Here is a 21,349-nt window from a genome sequence, read left to right as displayed (position 1 = left end):
TTCTTTACGCGCCGGCCGCTGCGATGGCTGCCGGCGCGTCCTCCCCAACTACTTGCCTGGCTTCTTCTGCCTGTCGCCGGCTTAGTGGCCGCTGTTCAGCGCAGCGATCGCGAGGCCGTTGTGCTGCAGGTTCCCCGCGCCGCCGGCGATATTCACGCCGATGTTGCCGGACGCGTTGGCCAGCGAGTTGGCACCCAGCATCGCGGTGCCCTGGAATTGACCCGTGACCGTCATGCCGGCGGTTTGCGAGTTGTCATCCGTGGCGACCATCGCCGTGGTCAGCGCGTTGCCCGCCTTGGTCGTCGTCACAGCACCGGCGAGGCTGTTGTTTTGGATGTTGCCGATGCCCGAGGCGACGTTCACTCCGACGTTGCCCGTCACCCCCGACAGCGAGCCATCCCCGATCGACGCATTCAGATTGAAGTTATTGATCCGGGCGGTGCCGCTCGACGATTGCGTGCTGAAGATCTGCGCATTGCCGAACACGTTGCCGATATCGACCGAGGCCAGCGACACGTCATTGCTCTGGGCGTTGCTGATGCCTTCCGCGATGTTGATGCCCAGGTTGCCCGAGACGCCGTTGGCCGCATTGGTGCCGGTGGTGGCGGTCAGCGTGGCGGCCGCTTGCGTGTTGGTGTGCTGCGTCACCGAACCCCGGGTCGTCACGTCGGTCGTGGTGAGGCTTGCGTCGACGCCGAATGCCGCGGCATAAGCATCGGAGGACGAGGTCCGGCTGGTCGTGTAGCCGGACGATTGTTCGCCGACCGCCGCAAGGCCCGAACCTTCGCTAGCCTTGTAGCCCCACACCTTGCCCTGTCCGGATGCTTCCGATGCTTCGAAGCCGCCGGCCACGCCCGATGTGTTGGCGTAGCTGGATTCGTTGTAGCCGGCCTGGAGTCCGCCTGATGCATGGAATCGCCCGCCGCCGCCGAACGGCGTGTTGATGCCCGAATAGTTGTAGTTGCCGCCGATCGAGCCGCCCGCTGCGATATGGCCGCCCGAGTTCTGGCTGGTGTGCGTGAAGCCGCCGGTAATCGCCGCTGCCTGCTGGCTGGTCTGATAGCCGCCGCCCGCCACCGACGCGCTCTGGCTGCCATACACGTAGCCGCCCGATGCCTGATAGCCCTGCGCGCCCGACGACGAAGTCGAGTGGCTCTGCGATGCCACGGCGAAGACCGAGCCGCTGCCCTTGATCGACGAGCTATTGTTGTTGACGGTCGTCGTCACGCGGCCGGTCGTGTAGCTCTGCGCTTGCGGGTTGAGCGTCGCGTGGACGTTGACCGACTGGCTGTTGTTGATCACCGCGCCCGCCGTGCTGGACACGTGGACGCAGCCGTACAGGCCGACCCAACCTTCGACGCCGATCGCTTCGCCGACCAGCGTGGCATTGAACAGATAGGCCTTTTGCGGCGCGGCAAACGCGCTGCCGGATGCGGCAACGAGAACGGCTGCGGCAATAAGAGTGCGCTTCATGATTCGCTCCGATACTTTAAATGTCATCAGTTAAAAAAAGTGCCCGCCGGGGGACGGAGCACAAAACTGTTTGCCGTGGCATTACCGGCGCCGGCCGTCTGGTTGATCTGCACGATCCCGCTGACGTTCTTGAATGCATCGTTGGAGATGGTTGCCTCGCGTACGCTATGAACCCCGACTGATTGCCCCAGACCTCCGTTTTTCGGGGCCGCCGCGGATAGCTCCCCATCCGAGACGGTCTCGACTCCGAGCGCGGCAGTGCCCAATTGAGTGCTGTTGCGCTGCAGATTTCCTGCTCCGGCGGACTGGTTCACCAGCACCGCACCGGAAGAATTCGAGAAAGCATTGGCTTCGATCGACGCCCGCGCGTTCGTGACCTTCGCGGCCACCGTGGCGCTTTGCACGCTGGCGTTGTCGTTGCCGACCACGCCGCCGGTCGACACGGTGATCTGGTTGGCCTGCGCGTTGTTCAGACCGGCCGTTTCGTTGACGGCGAACGCGCCCGTCACGCCGGCTGCGGCGCCGTTGGCGATGGTCGAGGTGGCGCCGATCGTCGGTACCGACTGCGCGTGGGCGTGGCTCGCCACCAGGGCGGCGCCCATGCAGACGCACAGCGCCGCTTGCAGCGAACGGAGCTTGAGCTGGCTAATGAGCGGATTCACGAGCGGGCTCATTTCAACCCTCCGAGCGCGCCAGTGAGCGTGTTCGACAGCGGTGCCAGCGCGCCCGTCACCGACGAGCTGATGGTCCCGCCGATGCCCGGCGCGGGCAGGCCGATGCCGCCGGAATTGAGCGCTACGTTATTGCCGGTGGCTTTGCCGCTGAGGATCTGGGTGACCGCCTGCATGCCGGTGTCGCCGAGCACGCCGCCGGCTGCCACGCCGCTGGACCCGTGCGCATTCGTCAGATCGGTATCGCCCACGATCGTCGCGACCGCCGGATTGAATGAGTTGGCCGGGAAAGTGGTGGCGCGCACGGCGACCGGGTCCTGACTCTTCGGCACCGGTACGAATGCATCGCGCGGTGTAATCGTGCGCTCGACGATGATGTCGCCCGGATTGACGGCCTGCTGCGCGATGGCGTCGACGGTAAAAGAGGCGCTGAGCAGGACCAGGACGCTTGCCAGTGCCGCCGGCAACGAGGTGTGCGCCGACACGCGCGACCTGAGTGCGCGCGGCGTCCGGATGGAGGTAGTCATGTCGGTCCTTGCTTGCGTCTTGTGTTTTCTTGTTCGCGGGCGGTGTATCCGCCACACCGCCACCCCTGTTTTTTGCTTCGTTAATTTGTTCGGCTACTTTCTTTGGTAGTTGGCGATGTTGCCCTGTGCGGCGCGCGCCGCGTCGATCGGAATCGGCAAGGGCGAGGGCGGGGCGATCTCATCCCACAGCGTCACGCTGTTGCCGCTGCCGCCGTTGCCGCGCATGAGTTGCGGTGTGGTGGCGACCATCACCATGCCGACCGCGCCGCCGCGTTGCCGCGAGAGCACCTGGTCGTCGAGCGAAAAATCGTTCACGGATGCACCATCGGCCGGAATGCTCAGCACGTTGGCGGCAAGCTGGGGGAAAGCGATGGCGGTGCGCGTCGTCGTGTCGGATGAAGAGGGCGCGGCGATCGTGGTGTTCGCGAAGGTGGCGGAGCCTGGGGCGGCGGATTCCGTCAGCGTGGCGGATGGAGCCTCTCCGGCTTCCTGTGCGTTGGCGCTAATGGGCAGCACGATTAGTGCGATTGCGGTGCAAAGTGCCGCGCATGGTGCAACCTTGCCCAGATCGATGCGGAAAGCGAGTCGCATGATGTGTCTCCTTGGTGCATGACATTTAGCGAAACGTGTGCCATCGCTCGCAATCCATTGATGCATCGGCAGGCGAGTCAAAACGCGGGAGTCACAATTGAGAAAACGGACAAAAACGTTTCAGCGTTGAAACGGTGAGCAGGAAATACCTGTAATTCGTTAATCCGGCCGGTACGAACTACCATGGGGTCTACGCCAGGAAAAGCGCTTCCACTAATGATTTATTCGTCGGCTGAATAAGTCTTTATCGCCCGCGCAGCGGCGCTGGGTAAGGAGTGCGCGATTAAATTCGCATAATTGTTTTCCAAGCGGCGCGCGTATAGTAAGCTCTCGAAAAAGAGCTTCAGATTTAAAAAAGCCCGCTAACGGGCCGTCTCAAACACACACGCCGCTTTCTTGGGGATCAGCTGTCCGCACGGAATGGAATGGCCGTTCGGTTTTTGCTATATCGCGAATCCCGAACGAGTCAGCGTGTCTGAACTTGTTTCAGGTGCGTGCGTCATCCTTAACGTTCGTTGACGAGAGGATCTGAATAATGGAACCCGCAACGCGGCAACTGATTTACGTTTCGCGCGATCCGAGCGCGGAGCTGAATACTCGGTTTCACCAGCGCGGCTGGCATGTGGAAGTCGTAGGGTCGGCGCGCGACGTGCGCCGGGCAGTTCGCGCCGGAATGGCGGCTGGCGGCCTGCTTGATCTGTCTAGCGAATTTCAGCCACATGAAATCGCCGCCTTCGAATCGTGCCTGACCATGCCGAACGTCGGCTGGGTCGCGGCCACCATGCCGGGGCAATTGCAGGACGCCGCGTTGCGCCGGCTCGTGCGCGACTATTGTTTCGACTACGTGACGGTGCCGTATTCGGGCGACAGGATCGTCGATTCGGTCGGTCACGCCTACGGCATGATCTCCCTCGGCGAAACGGCTTCCAACGATGCCTCGCAAGGCGCCGAAGGCGAAATGGTCGGCTCGTGCGACGCCATGCTCGCGCTATTCCGTTCTATCCGCAAAGTGGCGATGACCGACGCACCGGTGTTCATCTCGGGCGAATCGGGCACCGGCAAGGAACTGACGGCGGTCGCGATTCACGAACGCTCGGCGCGGCGCAATGCGCCTTTCGTGCCGATCAACTGCGGCGCGATTCCGCCGCATCTGCTGCAATCCGAACTATTCGGCTACGAACGTGGCGCGTTCACCGGCGCCAATCAGCGCAAGATCGGCCGGGTGGAAGCGGCGAACGGCGGCACGCTCTTTCTCGACGAAATCGGCGACCTGCCGCTAGAAAGCCAGGCGAGCCTGCTGCGCTTCCTGCAGGAGCGCAAGGTGGAGCGGCTGGGCGGGCACGGCGCGATCGACGTCGACGTGCGGATCATCTCAGCCACCCACGTGGATATGACCGCGGCGATGATCGAAGGGCGGTTCCGTTCCGACCTCTACCACCGCCTGTGCGTGTTGCAGATCGACGAACCGCCACTGCGCGCGCGCGGCAAGGATATCGAACTGCTGGCGCGGCACATGCTGGAACGTTTCAAGAAAGATGCAAGCCGCCGCTTGCGCGGCTTCGCGCCGGACGCGATCGCGGCGCTGCATAACTACGGCTGGCCGGGCAATGTGCGCGAGTTGATCAACCGCGTGCGGCGCGCCATCGTGATGTCGGAAGGGCGCGCGATCACGGCGCGCGATCTCGAACTCGCGGAATACGTGGAGATCGTGCCGGTGTCGCTCGCGCAGGCGCGTGAAGCGGCCGAGCGTCAGGCGATCGAACTGGCGCTGTTGCGTCACCGCGGGCGTCTCGGCGACGCCGCGCAGGAACTCGGCATCTCGCGCGTCACGTTGTACCGGCTGCTGTGCTCGCACGGCATGCGCCATATGGAAGGGGAGCCGCTCGCCACGCCGCACGGCGAATTGCCGGCTTCGGTGCCGCATCTGTAAATCGTTTGACGGGCCTCGCGGGTCTCGTGGGCCGGTAAACGATTTCAGTGGTTCGTCCAGCGCGCATCGAGCGGTCCTGTGACCGGCCGCGTGCCGTCCTCTCGCCCCAACCTCGCACTACCTCGCGTCACCTTTTCCCTCGATATTTTCGATGCCGCGCGCCGTGACCGGGCGTCGTCCCGTCGCGCTTGTTAAAATCGGGTTTTCCGCTCAATCTCCGTGGCGCCCGGATCGACCCGGTCAGCGTCTCGTCGAAGGAACCCGAATGAAACAATACCTCGACCTCGTCCGCACGATTCTCGACACCGGCACGTGGCAGGAGAACCGCACTGGCATCCGCACCATCAGCATGCCGGGCGCGATGTTGCGCTTCGACCTTCAGGAAGGTTTTCCCGCGGTCACCACGAAAAAGCTGGCGTTTAAATCGGCGGTGGGCGAACTGGTCGGGTTCCTGCGCGCCTCGCGCAGCGCCGCGGATTTCCGCGACCTCGGCTGCAAGGTGTGGGACGCGAACGCCAACCAGAATCCACAATGGCTCGCGAATCCCTATCGCCAAGGGCCGGACGATCTCGGCGACGTGTATGGCGTGCAGTGGCGCCAGTGGCCGGCCTACAAGGTGCTGGACGCGACCGCGAGCGCGCAGCTTGCCGATGCGACCGCACGCGGCTTCCAGGTGGTGACTGAATTCGATGAAGACGGCAGCCGCAAAGTGCTGTTGTACAAAGCGATCGACCAGCTGCGCCAGTGCCTCGACACGATCATGCAGAACCCGGCCGATCGGCGCATTTTGTTTCATGCGTGGAATCCTGCCGTGCTGGATCAGATCGCGTTGCCGGCTTGCCATCTGCTCTATCAGTTCCTGCCGAACGTGGTGCGCAAGGAAATTTCGTTGTGCCTGTACATTCGCAGCAACGACGTCGGGCTCGGCACGCCGTTCAATCTGACCGAAGGCGCGGCGTTGCTGCATCTGGTCGGTCGCCTGACGGGGTACACGCCGCGCTGGTTCACCTATTTCATCGGCGACGCGCATATCTACGAGAATCAGCTCGACATGTTGCAGCAGCAGCTCACGCGCGAGCCGTACGAAAGCCCGGCCTTCGCGATCTCGGAGCGCGTGCCGGAGTACGCGAAAACCGGTGTGTACGAGCCGGAATGGCTTGAAAAGATCGAGCCGTCGGATTTCTCGCTGGTCGGCTACCGGCATCACGAGCCGCTCACGGCGCCGATGGCTGTTTGATCGTCGGTCGGGTCGGTAAGCGGCCCGCTCGCACAAAGAAAAACCGCCGCGATGCGAATCGCGGCGGTTTTTCTTTGTGCTCCCTGCCAGTTGGCAGGCGGAAGATGCTCAGCCTTTGTGATGCTCGTCGCGGTTGCCGCCGCCCGAATGCTGTTCGCCGTGCTGCGGCTGCGCTTGAGGATGTGGCTGCTGCGCCTGCTGCGGACGCGGCTGTTGCTGTTGCGGCTGCGGATGAAACTCGGGCCGAGGTTGTTGCTGCACCTGCTGCTGGCGCGGCTCGGGACGCGGCTGCTGTTGTTGTTGCTGTTGCGGCTGCGGATGAAACTCCGGCCGAGGCTGTTGCTGCGCCTGTTGCTGGCGTGGCTCGGGGCGCGGTTCCTGACGCGGCTGCTGCGTCGGTTGCTGCATGGGCTGCGGATGATATTCCTTACGCGGTTGCTGCTGCGCCTGGACTTCCGCCGGACGCGGCGCCTGCGGCTCAGGCTGACGCTGCGCTTGGACCTGCGGCTGCTGTTGCGGCCGAATCTCCTGCTGACGCGCCTGCTGCTGTTGTTGCTGGACCGCCGGGTTCTCGACCGGGCGTGGCGCGCCGTGCTGCTGCGCACCGGGTTGTTGCGCAAACTCCGGCCGTCCCGCTTGCGGCTGCGGACCGCCGCGCTGCTGGGCTTGCTGTGCCTGCTGCGCCATCGGCGTATGCGGCTGAGTCCAGGCCGGCTCGTGCCGCCCGTTCACACCTGGCTGCTGACCCGCCTGCTGCGGCATACCTCGCTGCTGCTGCTGCTGTTGCCCCATCGCCGCCGGATTGCCGATGTTCGCTTGCGGCGGACGCGGCACACCGTTCGACGGATGTCCCATCTCACCAGGCTGCGGCCGCTGATTGGCGATTTGCGGCGGCATGCCCGGCCGCGCTTGCGGTTCGCCGCCATGCGGCGCCTCACCCGGCCGCTGTCCGGCCTGCTGCTGCATGCCGTTAGGTCCAACAACCGGCGCGCCCGGCGCCATCCCCGGCGCACGTCCGGCGATATGCGACTGCACGACCCGCACGTTCTGCACCGGCAGCGCGCTCGGTCCGCCCGCCATGTGCGCCGGCACCGAGGTTCGAACGATAGGCTGACCGGCGCCCGGCACCCGCCCACCGCTTTGCGCGAAACGCTGCGCGAGACTGTCGTGGTAAGCCGCCGGCATCGCCGGACTACGGGTCGCCACGACCGGACGCGTCATCACCGCCGCGGGTGGGCGGTAATTCGCGTTGCGCAGACCTGGCCCGAAGCTCTCGTGCACCGGCGCGATTCCCGGCCCGCCCGGGTTGATCTGCGCATTGCGCCATTGCCGCGGATCGACCTTCTGGGCGAAGCGCCCAACAGGCTGGCCGTGCACGAAGGCCGTCGCCGGCACCGCGGTCACGCCGCCCGGCGCGCGGTAGTTGATATACGTGTTGTGAATGTTGGTCACATTCACGTTGCGGTTGTAGTTGTTGACGATCGTCGTCCGGTTGACGCGGTTGTAGTAGCCCGGGCTCCAGTGATCGTGATTGCCCCAGTGCGGATGCCACGGCTCGCCTGGGCCGAGCGGGAACCACGCGACACCGGCCGCCACCGCTCCGCCGATCGCCAGATCCACGCCCCAGTTCACGCCGCCGCCACCGCCGCCTACGAAGGCGACGAGGGCCGGTGCGTAGACGGGCGGCTCGCTGACCGCGACCGGCCCCGGCACCCATGCCCACGTATCGTCGACCTGGGCCCAGCGACCGTAGTGATAGGGCGCGAAGCCCCACGGCGCGTCGTCGACCCAGGTCCAGCCCCACGGCGCCTGCCAGACCCAATGGCCGTCGTGATACGGCGCCCAGCCGGCGGGCGTACCGCGCGGCACCCACACTTCGCCGTACTGCGGCGTGCTTTGCCACGTGCCATTGGCGTCGAGATCCTGGTAGCCGGGAATGTCGCGCGACACGTAGCGTGCCGACACCGAGCGGTCTTCCGCGGCGTCGCGGCTGGCGGCCCACTGATCGAAGCCGTCGAGACCGGGTGCGCCGTTGTCGGCGGCCTGTTGCAGGTTGGTGCCGCCGAAGCGGATCTGCTGGCCGGCCGCGACCGGCACCTGGCCGCTGTCGCCGTACACCGTGGCGCCGCCGCTGCGCACGGTGACGGTCGTGCTGCTGCCGTCCGGCGCGACGTCGACGCGATAGTCGCCGGGGCCGTCCAGGCTGAGCGCGAGATTCGGCGTATCGATCTCATAGGACGAGCCGGGCGCAAGTTCACGCACGCGCGCCGACAACGTGCCCTGCGCGACTTTGAGCTGGGCGCTGTTGTCGTCGAGATTCAGTAGATCGAGGCTGGTGGACGGGCCGAGGCGCACCGCGGTCGAGCCGATATGCAGCTCCGAGCGCGCGTTTTGATCGTTCCACAACTGGTCGCCGGTGGTGAGCGGACGGTTGATCTGCGCATACGACCAGTCGGTGGCGCCGGCCGGCTCGGTGGTCACGGCGCCCGCCGTGTAGTTCAGGCGCGCGACGCGGCCGGGCGGATCGGTGTCCTGGGTGGCGGCGGCGTTCTGCGGCGCCTCCTGGATTTCCTGAGCGAAGGTGGCCTGGCCTGCAAAGAGGAACGTGGCGGCTGCGATCAGCGTATAGCCGATAACCCGGCGGTTCGAATGGCGGTGTGGGGTGACTGTTCTCATGATTTGGCTCCGACGGACGCGGCATCTTGCGGCATCCGTGCAGTCACTGTACCCGCGGCGTTTGTTTCAAGGCCCGCACTTTTGTAAGGCTGCCGCACCACCGTGTAACAAAAGGTCTCGATAAGGCGATTCGTAAGCTGATTGCCGATTTCCTGTAACCCGTCAGACAGTCGGGCGTGCCTCACGGGCGAGGAACGCATCGAAATGGCGGTGGCCGGCCGGCGTGATGCGCAGGATTCGCGGCCGTTCGGTGCGCTCGACCCAGCCATGCGACGTCCACGAATCCAGCAGCGCCGCGCCGAGGGCGCCGCCCAGGTGCGGACGCCGCTCGCTCCAGTCGGGGCAGGTGCAGGCAAAGCGGCGGCGCCGGCTTTTCTGCGCCGACATGTCGATGCCCCAGTCGGCGAGGCGGGCGGCGCCCTCGGTGGTGGCTTCGAGCGACGTGCCGTGCAGCGTCAGCAGGCCGCCTTCGACCAGACGCTCGAACACGCGCACCGACAATTCGCCGGCCATATGGTCGTAGCAAGTGCGCGCGTAACGCATGTCGAGCGGCACGGTGCGCACGGGTCGCGGCACGGGACGCTGCGGCGCACTGACTTGCGCGACATTGGCCAGCGCTTCGATCGACGCGGCGATATCCGGCGACGCGATCCGAAAGTAGCGATGCCGGCCGCGAACTTCGAGCGCGAGCAGGCCGCCGTCGGTCAGACGCGCGAGATGGGCGCTGGCCGCCGATGGCGAGAGCCCGGCGATCATCGTCAGTTCGCCGGCCGGGCGGGCGCTGCCGTCCATCAGCGCCCACAGCATGGCGGCGCGGCCGGGGTCGGCGAGCAACGCGCCGATGCGGCTCAAGCCGGGAAAGTGGTTCTGTTCGTCTGCGAGAGTGGCGGGCATTTGACGTCTCCGGAGGGCGGCGCGGTCAAGCGCGCCATGCAGTCCACTGTAGCCGGCTGCGCGATTCGATGTTTCAGCTTAGCGTGAAGTGTTGAATGCAGCAGCTACGAAAACCTGGCAGGCGTCGTGGGAAGGGAAGGTGAGTACGGGCCTCAAATCGCGCTTTGGCGGCGGCGCGGGCCAGCATCGCTGCCGCTATCCAAATCGCGCTCTGGCGGCGCGCAGGACCGCCGTCGGTGCCGCGTGCCGTGCGTCGGGTGCCGGGCACGACCGCCAGGCTAGAATCAAAGTCTGTCCTAGCAGGAAACTCGCTGTCATGAAAACTCTTCTGGCCGTTGTTGCCTCGGCATTGCTGCTCAGTGCATGTGCACAGGGCGGCGGCGGTTCGGGCGCGGGCACCGGCAGCATCACGATGTACGGCACCATCGACGAAGGCATCACGGTCCGCAAATAGGCGGCTGGCGCACGCTTTTCCGGACAATGGTCACGTCTGGCAGGAATTGATGCATCATTGGCATCTCTGCCATCGACGCTCATGTGACGATCAGGTCATCTCACTTCCGCCGCCCGGGACCTTTCGATGCCGCCGTCCGCCGCTTCCGCCGCTTCCGCCGCTTCCGCCGCTTCCGCCGCTTCCGCCGCTTCCGCCGTTCCCACCCATCCGGCCGGCCTGCGCGACTCCGATCCGCACGACCGGCGCGCCGCGCGCGTGCTGGCCGTTTGCCAGGCGCTGTACACGTCATCGGTATCGATCGATCTGACGTTGACCGGTCTGGTCGGCTACACGCTTGCCGACGACAAGGCGCTCGCCACGCTGCCGTTCTCGCTGATCACCGTCGCCGCCGCGCTGACGACGATCTTCGCGTCGTTCCTGATGGCGCGCATCGGCCGGCGCGCGGGCTTCGTGCTCGGCGCGGGGGTCGGCGCGCTCGGCGGGGCGGTTTCGGTGTGGGCGATCTTTCATCACAGTTTCTGGGCCTTCTGCGCCGGCACGGCGACGGTCGGCGTGTTCCAGGCGTTCGCGCAGTATTACCGGCTCGCCGCCGCCGATGCGGTCGGCGTCGAAGACAAAAGCCGCGCGATTTCAACCGTGCTGGCGGGCGGCGTGGTGGCCGCCGTCTGCGGACCGCTGCTTGCCGCGTGGAGCAAGGACTGGCTGGCGCCGGTCGCATTCGCGGGTTCGTATGCGCTGGTGACAGGCTTTGGGCTTTTATCGATTGCCTTGCTGGCGCTCCTGTATCGCGACGCGGCGCCCATCGTGAGCACGACGGCGACTCACGAGGCGGCGCGGCCGCTTGGCGAGATCGTGCGGCAGCCGATCTTCGCGGCGGCGCTCGCCAACAATGCGCTCGGCTACGCCGTGATGATGTTCGTGATGACCGCGACGCCGATCGCCGCGGTCGCCTGCGGGCACACGATCGGCGACGGCGCGGCGATCATCCAGTGGCACCTGGTCGGCATGTTCGCGCCGTCGCTCTTTTCCGCGCGGCTGATCAAACGCTTCGGCGTGCTGCGGGTGATCGGCGCGGGCATTGTGCTGTCGGCGCTGTGCGGTGTGCTCGCGTTGCGTTCGACCGATCTGCCGCATTTCTACGCGGCGCTCGCCTGTCTCGGCGTGGGCTGGAATTTCATGTTCGTCGGCGGCTCGACGTTGCTCGCGCAGTCGTACCGGCCGTCGGAGCGCGCCAAGACGCAAGCGACCAGCGAATTCACGACGTTCGCGTTTTCCGCGCTGGGTTCCCTGTTTGCAGGGCAATTGCTGGCGCGCTTCGGCTGGACGACGATCAATGTCGCGATTTTTCCGCTGCTCGCGGCGGCGGCGCTGGCCACGCTCGGCTATGCGTGGTCGCGTAAGCGGCAGTTGGCCGCGGAGGTGTCCTGATGGCGGCGCGTCATATCGTTTTCGCAGTCGCACCGGATCTGGTGCTGCTCGACGCTTGCGGGCCGCTGGAGGCGTTCTGGCGCGCTGAGTTAACGGTTGCCGGGATAGCGGGAGCGAGTGTCGCCAAAGCCGTGGAAAGCGAGGAGGGAGTCGCCAGCGATGAGGGCCGATCGGGCATATCGATCAGTTCGGCCAGCTCGGGACGCAGCACGCCACAACCCGTGGCCTATCGCACGACGGTCGCGTCGATCGACGGCGGCATATTGCAGACTTTCCCCGGCCTGCCGATCGTCACCGAACGGCTCGATTCACTCGACGACCAGCCAATCGACACGCTGATCATTCCCGGCGTCCCCGTCGACGAACACTGCACCTTGCAACCGGAACTCGTCGCATGGATCCGGCGCCATGCGCCGCGTGCCCGGCGGGTGTGCTCGGTGTGCACCGGCGCGTTCTATCTGGCGGCGGCGGGCCTGCTCGACGGCCGCCGCGCGACCACGCACTGGCGCGACGCCCCGCGGCTCGCGCGCCGTTTTCCCAATGTCCATGTGGATGCCGATCCGATCTTTATCCGCGATGCCGGGCGCCACGAAGGCGATGGCGTCGTCTGGACCTCGGCGGGGGTGACGGCGGGCATCGATCTGGCACTGGCGCTGATCGAGGAGGACGTCGGCCATGCGGTCGCGATTCAGGTGGCGCGACGGCTGGTGGTCTTTATGAAGCGGCCCGGCGGCCAGTCGCAGTACAGCGCGGCGTTGGCGGCGCAGGCCTCGGCAAATGGGCCGTTCGAGGCCTTGCATAGCTGGATGGCGGCGCATTTACGCGACAACCTGTCGGTCGAACGGCTCGCCGAGCGAACCCGGATGAGCCCGCGCACTTTCGCGCGACGCTATGTCGACGAGGTCGGCCGCACGCCGGCTAAAACCGTCTCGGCGCTGCGGCTGGAAGCGGCGTCGCGCGAGCTCGCCGAATCGCGCCGGCCGCTCAAGCGAATCGCCCTCGACTGCGGCTTAGGCAGCGAACAGAACTTGCGGCGGGCGTTTTTGCGGCGCTTCGGCGTGCTGCCGCTCGATTATCGCGAGCGCTTCATGTCGGCGGTCGCGCCGCGAAGCGGGGCCGTTTCCGAAGTCGCGTCCGAGATTGCCGAGGCGAGCTGAACGGGCGCGCAACGAAAGCTTTCCGAAAGCTTAGGCCGCGCTCCCACCGGATTTCTCCCGCGCGCCGCATCCCACTCACGACGGGCCAATATTGCGCTCGTATAATCGCCTCCTTTCAATGCATCCGATTGACCGGAGTCAAGATGAGCACCCCTCCCGTAGCGCCGCTGGACCGTTCCGAAACCACTTTCCGCTTTCTGGCCGAGCCGAGCTCGGTCAACTTCGGTGGCAAGGTGCACGGCGGCGCGTTGATGAAGTGGATCGACGAGACGGCGTACGCGTGCTCGGCGGTGTGGTCGGGACGCTATTGCGTGACGGTCAGCGTGGGCAATATCCGCTTTCGCCGGCCGATTCTGGTCGGCAACCTGGTCGAGTTGCGCGCCCGGGTCGTGGCCACGGGCCGCACCAGCATGCACATTCATGTTTCGGTGCAGGCGGGCGATCCGAAGGGCGGCGAACTGCTGCAAACCACGGACTGTCTGATCGTGATGGTCGCCGTCAACGAGAACGGCCAGCCAGTGCCCGTGCCGGCCTTCGTGCCGGATACGGACGAACAGAAACGCCTCGCCAGGTACGCGATAGACGTAAAAGAAGCGCTCGACGCGATCGTCGAATTGAAGCCGGAAGAGGTGGCGCAGGGGAAGGTTTGAGCGACGCCCGCAAGTGCCGCTCGCAGGCCGCGCGAAGTCGATATCCGCGCGGCTGCTGTTGCTTCGAATCACGCTGGAGCGCAGAGAGCGCCTCAGCTCCCGGCCAAGCCGGCCGCCCCCGTGCGTGATTACGCAGTCGATTAGCCCGCCGAATTGCCGACCATATCCTTCGGCTGCACCCATTCGTCGAACTGCTGCTCGGTGACAAAACCGAGCGCGAGCGCCGAGGCTTTCAGCGTGGTGCCTTCCTTGTGCGCCTTCTTGGCGATCTTCGCGGCCTTGTCGTAGCCGATGTGCGGATTGAGCGCCGTCACCAGCATCAGCGATTCGTTGAGCAAGGTGTCGATGCGCTCGTGATTCGGCTCGATGCCGACCGCGCAGTTGTCGTTGAAACTGTGCGCGCCGTCGGCGAGCAGACGCACCGATTGCAGCAGGTTGTGCGCGATCATCGGCCGGAACACGTTCAGTTCGAAGTTGCCGCTCGCGCCGCCGATATTCACCGCGACGTCGTTGCCGAACACTTGCGAGCACAGCATCGTCAACGCTTCGGACTGGGTCGGATTGACCTTGCCCGGCATGATCGAGCTGCCCGGTTCGTTCTCCGGAATCGACAGTTCGCCCAGCCCGCAGCGCGGACCGCTTGCCAGCCAACGGACGTCGTTGGCGATCTTGTTCAGGCTCGCCGCCACCGTCTTCAACGCGCCATGCGCGAACACCAGCGCGTCGGCCGCGGCCATCACTTCGAATTTGTTCGGTGCCGAGACAAACGGCAAACCGGTCAGCTTGCCGATGGCGGCCGCGACCTTGTCAGCGAACTGCGGATGCGCGTTCAAACCGGTGCCGACCGCAGTGCCGCCCTGCGCGAGTTCGTACAGATGCGGCAGCGCCGATTCCACGTGACGAATGCCGTGCTCGAGTTGCGCGACGTAGCCTGAAAACTCCTGGCCGAGCGTGAGCGGCGTGGCGTCCTGCAAGTGCGTGCGGCCGATCTTGACGATGTCGACGAAAGCTTTCGCCTTGCCGTCGAGCGTAGCGCGCAGCGTCTTCAGCGCCGGCAGCAGATGCTTGACGATCGCATACGCCGCGGCCACGTGCATGGCGGTCGGAAACACGTCGTTCGACGACTGGCCGCGATTCACGTCGTCGTTCGGATGCACCTTGCGCGCTTCGCCGCGCTCGCCGCCGAGCAGTTCGCTCGCGCGATTCGCGATCACCTCGTTGAGGTTCATGTTGGTCTGCGTGCCGGAGCCGGTCTGCCACACGGCGAGCGGAAATTCATCCGGATGCTTGCCGTCGATGATCTCGTCGGCGGCCTGCATGATCGCCTTCGCCTTGCTTTCGTCGAGCACGCCGAGGCCCAGGTTGACTTCGGCGGCGGCGCGCTTGATGACGGCCAGCGCGGTGATCAGTTCAGGCGATTGCTTCTCGGTCGAAATGCGGAAGTTCTGCAGCGAGCGCTGAGTCTGCGCGCCCCATAGACGAGCGTTCGGCACGGCGATCTCGCCGAACGTGTCACGCTCCATTCGTACGTCTTCTGTCATGTTCCACTCCGCTGTTCAAAGTTCTGCGTTGACGGGCAATAGGGAGAATAGACCTGTTAGCGCATTCCGGTACAAACCGGCCTGCGGATCGAATATGTAGGTGCGGCGCATGCCGTTTTCGACGTCGGTCCACACGAGCGGCGAGAGCGGTGCGCCGATCGAGCGCAGGTAAGCGAACTGCGCCTCGTCCGCGAGCGTGACGCGATAGCTTTCCTCGGGTCCGGTGGCGCGACCGAAGATTTGCGCGACCTGTTCGGCGAGCGGCGGGCTGTGGATCACCAGCGCCAGTTCGGTGTTCAGATTGGCCGAACGCGGATCGAGGTTCATCGAGCCGATCACCAGAATCTTGCGATCGATCACATACGTCTTGGCATGCAGACTGGCGCGCGAACGCGAGCCGGCAACGCCCGCGGTCGGCGTGTTCTGCTGCGGCTTGAATTCGTATAACTCGACGCCCTGTTTCAGGAGCGGCACGCGATACGGACTGTAGCCCGCCTGCACGGCGACCGCGTCGGTGGCGGCGAGCGAATTGGTCAGCACGGCGATGCGAACGCCGCGATGCGTCAGTTCGCCGGCCGCCTTGACGCCCGCATCGTGCGGCACGAAGTAGGGCGAAATGATCAGGAAGTCTTTCTGCGCATCGCGCATCAATTCGCCGAGCCGCTGCATCGGCGGACTCACATAATCCGGCGACGGATGCACGATCTTCTCCGGCAAGTCCGCTTTGAACTCGGCCGGCGCCCAGATCAAGCCGAGTTGATCGTTGGCGATCTGCGAGGCGAGCGGAGTGGCGTTCAGCGGTTTTGCGTTGTACGGATCGGCGTTGGTGCGCCAGTGCTGACGCAACTCGTCGCGCGTCTGGTCCAATTCCTTTGCGTCGAACTTCTGCTTGTTCAGCACGCGCAACGGATAGGCGATGCTGCTGTTCCAGTAGTCGTCGAAACTCGCGGAGACGTCGGCGGTGATCGGGCCGGCGGCCAGCACGTCGAGATCGCGGAACTGCAGTGTTTCGCTCGCGCTGAAATATTCGTCGCCGAGATTGCGGCCGCCCACGATCGCGATCTGGTTGTCCGCGATCATCGCCTTGTTATGCATGCGGCGCGTGAAATGGCCGATCTGCGTGAACACGTTGGTGGTGCGTTCGAACACGCCTTCCTGCGCGCTGCCGAACGGATTGAAGACGCGAATCTCGATGTTGTCGTGCGAGTTCAAGCCCGCCATCACGCGGTCGATGTCCTTGAAATTCAGGTCGTCGACCAGCATGCGCACCCGCACGCCGTGATCGGCCGCATAGAGCGCGGCGCCGAGCAGCAGCTTGCCGGTGGTGTCCTCGTTGGCGATGTAGTACTGCATGTCGAGCGTTTTGGTCGCGGCGCGCGCGAGCGCGATGCGCATCTGCAACGCGTCGGTGCCGCTCGCGAGAACCCGGAAGCCGGATTGATCCGGATGTGCCGCTTCGAGCGGCGTGAGCGCCGTGTGCAGCGGAGTCGTTTCCGTGGCGGGGAGTGCGTGAGTGACCTCGCGGTCGAACGCGGTGGCGGGCGGTCTGGTCGCGCAGCCAGTCAAAAATACCGTTGCGCAACACAGCAGGAAGAATTGTCTCGTTGTCCCCCAAGGGGACTTCCTTCGGGGCATGCTAAACGCGCACGTGCGTTTCAGTGCGGCCCAGCTTTGATCTTGATGCGACGGCACGCTTTTCCCCTAGTTTGCAGGCTTCTCATGGCGACAGCGCGTGAGTGGCTCACGCTGTCGAGAAATGCATTCTAAGGGGAATCAGGCCGATGGGCTTTCGTTCTTGCACGCGGTCGCGGCGACGGGACTTTCGCGTTCGACTGCGCGCGTTGCGCGCTCTGCCGATACGTCGTGGACGCACCGGCAGGAGCTGCTATTGAATGCCGATCGTGCAGGCTGCACGCGTCGGGGTCGTGAAGCAATCGCGACACGCGCGGCTTGCCTCGCGGCTTGCTGTTACCCGCGTTCGGGGTTCAACACGCGCTCGCCATCCATATGCGTGGAGCCTTTCGCGGGACGTCCCGCCCAGTACCCGGCGAGCAGCGAGCCCGAGAGGTTGTGCCACACCGAAAACAACGCGCCAGGCAAGGCCGCGATCGGCGTGAAATAGAGTTTGCCGAGCGTCGCGGCGAGGCCCGAGTTCTGCATGCCCACTTCGATCGCGAGCGTGCGGCACACGGCTTCGTCGAAACCGAGCAGACGGCCGCCCCAATACCCGCCGAGCAAACCGATGCCGTTGTGCAGCACCACGCCCAGCATCACCACGAGGCCGACCGACGCGATGCTCTTCTGTGTGCCGCCCACCACCGCGCCGATGATCAGCACGATCGCGACCATCGAAATCAACGGCAGGATCGGTTCGATCTTGCGCACGACCTTGCCGAACAGATGATTGACGATCAGGCCGACCACGATCGGCAACGCGACGATCTGCAGGATGCTCATCAGCATGCCGTGCACGTCGACGGCGATCGACGCGTCCACATAAAGACGCGTGAGCAGCGGCGTCGCGAAGACGCCGACCAGCGTCGACAGCGCGCTGATCGTCACCGACAACGCCACGTCGCCGCGTGCCAGATAGATCATCACGTTCGACGCCGTGCCGCTTGCCACGCTACCGACCAGCACCATGCCGGCGGTGAGATCCGGCGGCATGCGCAACGCCTTGGCGATCACCCAGGCGGCCAGAGGCATGACGAGATAGTGCAGCACGATGCCGGCAATCACCGGCGCGGGCCGCGTGAAGACCCGCTGGAAATCGGCGACGGAGAGCGTGACGCCCATCGCCAGCATGATGATCGTCAGCAGCGTGGTGACGTGCGGCGCGATGCCGGAGAACGAGGCGGGCGAAAAGTACGCGGCAATCGAAACGAGCACGGCCCAGAGCGGGAAAAGACGGGTGACGCGGGCAAGCATGACGTGTGGTCCTTGGTTATGTTTTAGCGCGAGAAGCAGGGTCGGTCGAGCGGCGCGCCACCAGCGGCGGCGCGCTTGCGAGAGTCTGCCGCGTGAGAGCGGCAAGCCTTGATGGCGGGTGATGAGCCTTCGGGCGGCGCTGGCCTTTTTGAGGCGCGCGAGTGGGTTTTCGGGGGCGCGGGTGCGCGTCCATTGGCCGGAACGCTGCATTTTACCGTTCGCGGCGTATTTCCCGTGCGCCGATGGTTGCGCGTGCAACCAGCCGGGCATCGTTCAAACGGAATTGGCGGGCGGTGTGGCGAGCGTGGGTGGACTGCGGCGTTGGTTCAGCTTTGAACGCGTTTGCCCGGCGCCGTGCTGGCCGCAGTGGGATGCGCTACAAGTGCGACTTCAAACCGATGTGGCAGGCGGCGCGCCGCGCATGATGAGACCAGCGGCGCTAGTTCAGCTTTGAACGCGTTTGCCCGGCGGCGTGGCGAATCCGCGCCTCAAGCTCGGCTTCAGGCGGATTTAACCGGCGACACGCCAGAGGTGGCCGGCACGCGCCGCAAGCTCAGTTTATGAAAGCGCAGCGTCATCAGCAGCGCGACGCTCGCGAGGCCGGCCGCGAGTCCCCACCACAAACCGCGCGCGCCGAGGCCGAAGTGAAACGCCAGCGTGTAGCCGGTCGGAAAACCGATCACCCAGTAGCCGAAGGCGGCGGCGATCATCGGTACGCGGGTGTCTTTCAGGCCGCGCAGACAGCCCGAGCCGACCGTCTGCATGCCATCGACGATCTGGAAGATCGCCGCCACGCCGAGCAGCGAACTCGCGAGCGTGACCGTGGCAGCGTTGGCCGGATCGTCGAGATGCAGATAGAGGCCGACGATCCAGTGCGGCGCGGCGATCAGCACGAGGCCCGACAGCGTCATGAAAGCGACGCCGAGCGCGAGCGCGACAAAACCGGCGTGGCGCGCGGCGAGCGGCTGGCCGGCGCCGGACCAGAAGCCGACGCGCACGTTGGCCGCCTGGCCGATCGCGAGCGGCACCATGAAGGCCACTGAGGCCACGTTCAACGCAATCTGATGCGCGGCCAGTTGCGACTCGCCTAGCAGGCCGACCATCAGGCCGGTGGCGAGAAAGAGCGTCGACTCTACGCCGTAGGTGATCGCGACCGGCCAGCCGATGCCGAACAGTTCGCCCATCAGCGGCACGTCGGGCCGCGTGGCGACGACGAAATGGCGATAGCGCGGGCGCAAATGCAACAGCGCCATCAACACGAGCGCGCTCAACCAGACGGTGATCGAGGTCGCGGCAGCCGAGCCGAGAAAACCGAGCCGCGGCAGGCCATAAGCGCCGTGGATCAGGCCGTAATTGAGAAAACCGTTCACGCCGACGCTCACCAGCGACACCCACAACAGCCGTTTGGCCGCGCCGATCGCCGGCAGGAAAGAGCGCATCAGGCCGACCCCGATCAGGCTGCCGAGCGCGCCCCAGCGCAGCACCGCCGCATATTCGCCGACGTTGCGCGCGAGCAGCGCAGGTTCGCCGAAAGCGAGCAGGATCGGCGTGGCGAACGAGAGCAGGAAGAACGCCGGCACCGACAGCAGCACGGACAGCACAAAGCCGGTCCAGTAGATGTGCGGCACGCGGCCTTCGTCCTGAGCGCCGCGCGCGTGCGACACGCTCACGCTGACCGAGGTCAACACGCCTTGCAGCAGCGTGACCACCACGAAAAACAGGTTCGCGCCGAGGCCGCCGGCCGCGAGCGCGTCGGGGCCGAGCGAGCCGAGCAGGATCGTGTCGGTGACGCCCATCGCCATTTGCGAGAGTTGCGCGATGGCGAGCGGCGCGGCGAGCCGCGCGGTATCCGCCGCGTGGCGGGTCAGGGTCGGCGGCCGGGCGGCCACCCGGGTGATGCCGGATTGAGTCATGGAGCGCTTGGCGGCGGAAGTGGCGACAGCGCGACGGCGGGCGCGACGAGCGCGCGGGCGGAGGCGAGGGCGGCGGCTCGATGAGCCTCGGCGAATGCATGAGGCAGGCGCCAGCCGGGTATGTCAGCCGATTGTTTGTTTGTCGAAACTGACAGCTTATTGCTTGGGCGCGGCGATGTCGATGGAAGAGGCACGATTTTGGTGCGCACGTTGCTCCGAGTTTTCGGACTGCGGGCGACGGGCCGCGTGTCAAGCCTCGTGGACTGCGATCCGCGTATCGCCGAGCAGCACAACCTGACCCGCGCGGATCTTGCAGGTTTTACGCGTTTCGACCCGGCCGTCGACGGTGACCGCACCGTCCGCGACCATCATTTTTGCCGACCCGCCGCTGTCCGCCAGCCCCGTTATCTTCAGGAGATTGTGCAGTTCGACGTAGTCGCCGGTGAGCGTGAAATCGAGGTTGGGCATGGCGTTTGCACCTTCAGGCAAAGGGTTCGCATCATAAGCCAGAAGCTTGCCCTGGATGAAGTTCGCGGTGTGCGCCGTCGTCGTGTGAGCATCTGCAAGCAGATGTTATGCGATTGTCAGAAAGTGAAACGTTCCGTAACGACGGTCGTAAAACACGAACTTCACTCGTAAAGTGCAGATCAGCAGGGAAAGCCTGCTGGATTTTTATCTGGCAGCAAGCATACCGGGCGAGGCACGCAGAGCGCGCTCATGCAGTGACGCAAATGCAGCGGCTCAAATGCGCAGCGCCGGACAGGTCGCCCGCGTCACAACAACTTTAGAGAGGATTAGCCATGACCCAGATTCGTACACTTCTGATCGGTACCGCCCTTACGGCTCTTGCTTCCACGGCCGCGCTTGCGCAGACCGCGCAACCGGCAGCGGGTACGGACGGCCAGCCGCAGGTTCAGATGCAAGGCGCCGATACCGCGACCGCCCCTGCCGCGCAGGGCGTGCAGCCGGTGACGCCGCCGCCGACGCGTCTGACGGCGTCGGGCTCGACCGATCCGCTGGTGCAGAAGCGCGACGCCAATGCGAAGGCTAACGCCGAATATCGTGCGTCGAAGAAGGCATCCAAGGCGGAGCTCAAGGATCAGCAGAAGGCCGCCAAGGTTCAGTACAAGGAACAGGTGCGCGACGCCAAGATCAACCAGAAGGCGGATAAGCAGACCGCCAACAACGAGATGAAGATGAACATGCAAGGCCAGACGGGCGACCAGTCGGACGGCGCCGACGTCAAGCACTAAGGCCGAGTTTTGATCAAGCGGCGTGG

The 21,349-nt window shown here is 65.3% G+C and carries 18 protein-coding genes; 7 read left to right on the top strand and 11 right to left on the bottom strand.

The window, feature by feature from the left end; translation table 11 throughout:
- Nucleotides 1–81: 81 nt before the first annotated feature.
- The 4 genes from P0D96_RS35610 to P0D96_RS35595 all read right to left on the bottom strand — a co-directional run bounded on the left by P0D96_RS35610 (nucleotide 82) and on the right by P0D96_RS35595 (nucleotide 3,262).
- Nucleotides 82–1,473 carry a FapB/FapC family functional amyloid domain-containing protein gene (locus P0D96_RS35610; protein WP_408318334.1) on the bottom strand — a complete coding sequence of 464 codons (1,392 nt, stop codon included), beginning with the start codon at nucleotides 1,471–1,473 and terminating at the stop codon, nucleotides 82–84.
- Between the two features lie 26 nt (nucleotides 1,474–1,499).
- On the bottom strand, nucleotides 1,500–2,147 hold the full coding sequence (locus P0D96_RS35605; protein WP_408318332.1) for a FapB/FapC family functional amyloid domain-containing protein: 648 nt from the start codon (nucleotides 2,145–2,147) through the stop codon (nucleotides 1,500–1,502).
- Entirely contained in the window at nucleotides 2,144–2,671 is a 528-nt protein-coding gene (locus P0D96_RS35600) for a FapA family amyloid fibril periplasmic chaperone (protein ID WP_408318330.1), read from the bottom strand. The genes P0D96_RS35605 and P0D96_RS35600 overlap by 4 nt, the downstream gene beginning before the upstream one ends.
- A 93-nt stretch (nucleotides 2,672–2,764) precedes the next feature.
- Nucleotides 2,765–3,262, bottom strand: coding sequence for a hypothetical protein (locus P0D96_RS35595; protein ID WP_408318328.1), 498 nt, complete (start codon nucleotides 3,260–3,262; stop codon nucleotides 2,765–2,767).
- A gap of 535 nt (nucleotides 3,263–3,797) precedes the next feature.
- On the opposite strand from P0D96_RS35595, the gene P0D96_RS35590 reads away from it, so the two are divergent.
- Together P0D96_RS35590 and P0D96_RS35585 are read left to right on the top strand one after the other, a co-directional pair.
- Nucleotides 3,798–5,192 carry a sigma-54 dependent transcriptional regulator gene (locus tag P0D96_RS35590; RefSeq protein ID WP_106283797.1) on the top strand — a complete coding sequence of 465 codons (1,395 nt, stop codon included), beginning with the start codon at nucleotides 3,798–3,800 and terminating at the stop codon, nucleotides 5,190–5,192.
- Between the two features lie 265 nt (nucleotides 5,193–5,457).
- Nucleotides 5,458–6,429 carry a thymidylate synthase gene (locus P0D96_RS35585; RefSeq protein WP_408181077.1) on the top strand — a complete coding sequence of 324 codons (972 nt, stop codon included), beginning with the start codon at nucleotides 5,458–5,460 and terminating at the stop codon, nucleotides 6,427–6,429.
- A 108-nt stretch (nucleotides 6,430–6,537) separates the two neighbouring features.
- Here the strand turns inward: P0D96_RS35585 and P0D96_RS35580 are convergent, their stop codons facing one another.
- Together P0D96_RS35580 and P0D96_RS35575 are read right to left on the bottom strand one after the other, a co-directional pair.
- A complete protein-coding gene (locus P0D96_RS35580; RefSeq protein ID WP_408318326.1) occupies nucleotides 6,538–9,105 on the bottom strand; it encodes a DUF6600 domain-containing protein in 2,568 nt (855 codons plus the stop codon).
- 162 nt (nucleotides 9,106–9,267) lie between these two features.
- Nucleotides 9,268–9,999 (bottom strand): ArsR/SmtB family transcription factor, encoded by a 732-nt coding sequence (locus tag P0D96_RS35575; RefSeq protein WP_408318324.1) that lies wholly within the window; start codon nucleotides 9,997–9,999, stop codon nucleotides 9,268–9,270.
- A gap of 316 nt (nucleotides 10,000–10,315) precedes the next feature.
- On the opposite strand from P0D96_RS35575, the gene P0D96_RS35570 reads away from it, so the two are divergent.
- The 4 genes from P0D96_RS35570 (at nucleotide 10,316) to P0D96_RS35555 (ending at nucleotide 13,688) form a co-directional block, all read left to right on the top strand.
- Nucleotides 10,316–10,453, top strand: a complete 138-nt coding sequence (locus P0D96_RS35570) for a hypothetical protein (RefSeq protein ID WP_408290530.1) — start codon at nucleotides 10,316–10,318, stop codon at nucleotides 10,451–10,453.
- A gap of 126 nt (nucleotides 10,454–10,579) precedes the next feature.
- On the top strand, nucleotides 10,580–11,881 hold the full coding sequence (locus P0D96_RS35565) for an MFS transporter (protein ID WP_408318322.1): 1,302 nt from the start codon (nucleotides 10,580–10,582) through the stop codon (nucleotides 11,879–11,881).
- Nucleotides 11,881–13,038, top strand: a complete 1,158-nt coding sequence (locus tag P0D96_RS35560) for a GlxA family transcriptional regulator (RefSeq protein ID WP_408318320.1) — start codon at nucleotides 11,881–11,883, stop codon at nucleotides 13,036–13,038. Before P0D96_RS35565 ends, P0D96_RS35560 begins: the two co-directional genes overlap by 1 nt.
- 143 nt (nucleotides 13,039–13,181) lie before the next feature.
- Nucleotides 13,182–13,688: an acyl-CoA thioesterase gene (locus P0D96_RS35555; RefSeq protein ID WP_132373541.1), complete on the top strand. Its 507-nt coding sequence runs from the start codon at nucleotides 13,182–13,184 to the stop codon at nucleotides 13,686–13,688.
- Nucleotides 13,689–13,828: 140 nt separating this feature from the next.
- Here P0D96_RS35555 and fumC read toward each other — a convergent pair whose 3' ends face one another.
- The 5 genes from fumC to P0D96_RS35530 form a co-directional block, all read right to left on the bottom strand.
- On the bottom strand, nucleotides 13,829–15,229 hold the full coding sequence (gene fumC / locus P0D96_RS35550; protein WP_408181071.1) for a class II fumarate hydratase: 1,401 nt from the start codon (nucleotides 15,227–15,229) through the stop codon (nucleotides 13,829–13,831).
- Between the two features lie 15 nt (nucleotides 15,230–15,244).
- Entirely contained in the window at nucleotides 15,245–16,864 is a 1,620-nt protein-coding gene (locus P0D96_RS35545) for a phospholipase D family protein (RefSeq protein ID WP_408181070.1), read from the bottom strand.
- A 333-nt stretch (nucleotides 16,865–17,197) separates the two neighbouring features.
- Nucleotides 17,198–18,157, bottom strand: coding sequence for a ketopantoate/pantoate/pantothenate transporter PanS (gene panS / locus P0D96_RS35540; protein ID WP_408318317.1), 960 nt, complete (start codon nucleotides 18,155–18,157; stop codon nucleotides 17,198–17,200).
- 500 nt (nucleotides 18,158–18,657) lie between these two features.
- On the bottom strand, nucleotides 18,658–20,070 hold the full coding sequence (locus tag P0D96_RS35535) for an MATE family efflux transporter (protein ID WP_408181068.1): 1,413 nt from the start codon (nucleotides 20,068–20,070) through the stop codon (nucleotides 18,658–18,660).
- 249 nt (nucleotides 20,071–20,319) lie between these two features.
- Nucleotides 20,320–20,538, bottom strand: coding sequence for an RNA-binding S4 domain-containing protein (locus tag P0D96_RS35530; RefSeq protein ID WP_011489423.1), 219 nt, complete (start codon nucleotides 20,536–20,538; stop codon nucleotides 20,320–20,322).
- A gap of 332 nt (nucleotides 20,539–20,870) precedes the next feature.
- On the opposite strand from P0D96_RS35530, the gene P0D96_RS35525 reads away from it, so the two are divergent.
- Complete coding sequence (locus P0D96_RS35525; RefSeq protein WP_132373546.1) at nucleotides 20,871–21,323, top strand: hypothetical protein; 453 nt, start codon at nucleotides 20,871–20,873, stop codon at nucleotides 21,321–21,323.
- Nucleotides 21,324–21,349 lie beyond the last annotated feature (26 nt).

The organism is Paraburkholderia sp. RL17-347-BIC-D (assembly GCF_046027915.1).
Classification (GTDB): Bacteria; Pseudomonadota; Gammaproteobacteria; order Burkholderiales; family Burkholderiaceae; genus Paraburkholderia.
The sequence above is the reverse complement of the archived record's forward strand: the minus strand, read 5'-3'. Positions and strand labels throughout refer to the sequence as shown.

Coding starts and splice junctions, on each gene's coding strand:
- P0D96_RS35610 (WP_408318334.1), bottom strand. CDS start 1,473: ATGAAGCGCACTCTTATTGCCGCAGCCGTTCTCGTTGCCGCATCCGGC.
- P0D96_RS35605 (WP_408318332.1), bottom strand. CDS start 2,147: ATGAGCCCGCTCGTGAATCCGCTCATTAGCCAGCTCAAGCTCCGTTCG.
- P0D96_RS35600 (WP_408318330.1), bottom strand. CDS start 2,671: ATGACTACCTCCATCCGGACGCCGCGCGCACTCAGGTCGCGCGTGTCG.
- P0D96_RS35595 (WP_408318328.1), bottom strand. CDS start 3,262: ATGCGACTCGCTTTCCGCATCGATCTGGGCAAGGTTGCACCATGCGCG.
- P0D96_RS35590 (WP_106283797.1), top strand. CDS start 3,798: ATGGAACCCGCAACGCGGCAACTGATTTACGTTTCGCGCGATCCGAGC.
- P0D96_RS35585 (WP_408181077.1), top strand. CDS start 5,458: ATGAAACAATACCTCGACCTCGTCCGCACGATTCTCGACACCGGCACG.
- P0D96_RS35580 (WP_408318326.1), bottom strand. CDS start 9,105: ATGAGAACAGTCACCCCACACCGCCATTCGAACCGCCGGGTTATCGGC.
- P0D96_RS35575 (WP_408318324.1), bottom strand. CDS start 9,999: ATGCCCGCCACTCTCGCAGACGAACAGAACCACTTTCCCGGCTTGAGC.
- P0D96_RS35570 (WP_408290530.1), top strand. CDS start 10,316: ATGAAAACTCTTCTGGCCGTTGTTGCCTCGGCATTGCTGCTCAGTGCA.
- P0D96_RS35565 (WP_408318322.1), top strand. CDS start 10,580: ATGCCGCCGTCCGCCGCTTCCGCCGCTTCCGCCGCTTCCGCCGCTTCC.
- P0D96_RS35560 (WP_408318320.1), top strand. CDS start 11,881: ATGGCGGCGCGTCATATCGTTTTCGCAGTCGCACCGGATCTGGTGCTG.
- P0D96_RS35555 (WP_132373541.1), top strand. CDS start 13,182: ATGAGCACCCCTCCCGTAGCGCCGCTGGACCGTTCCGAAACCACTTTC.
- fumC (WP_408181071.1), bottom strand. CDS start 15,229: ATGACAGAAGACGTACGAATGGAGCGTGACACGTTCGGCGAGATCGCC.
- P0D96_RS35545 (WP_408181070.1), bottom strand. CDS start 16,864: ATGCCCCGAAGGAAGTCCCCTTGGGGGACAACGAGACAATTCTTCCTG.
- panS (WP_408318317.1), bottom strand. CDS start 18,157: ATGCTTGCCCGCGTCACCCGTCTTTTCCCGCTCTGGGCCGTGCTCGTT.
- P0D96_RS35535 (WP_408181068.1), bottom strand. CDS start 20,070: ATGACTCAATCCGGCATCACCCGGGTGGCCGCCCGGCCGCCGACCCTG.
- P0D96_RS35530 (WP_011489423.1), bottom strand. CDS start 20,538: ATGCCCAACCTCGATTTCACGCTCACCGGCGACTACGTCGAACTGCAC.
- P0D96_RS35525 (WP_132373546.1), top strand. CDS start 20,871: ATGACCCAGATTCGTACACTTCTGATCGGTACCGCCCTTACGGCTCTT.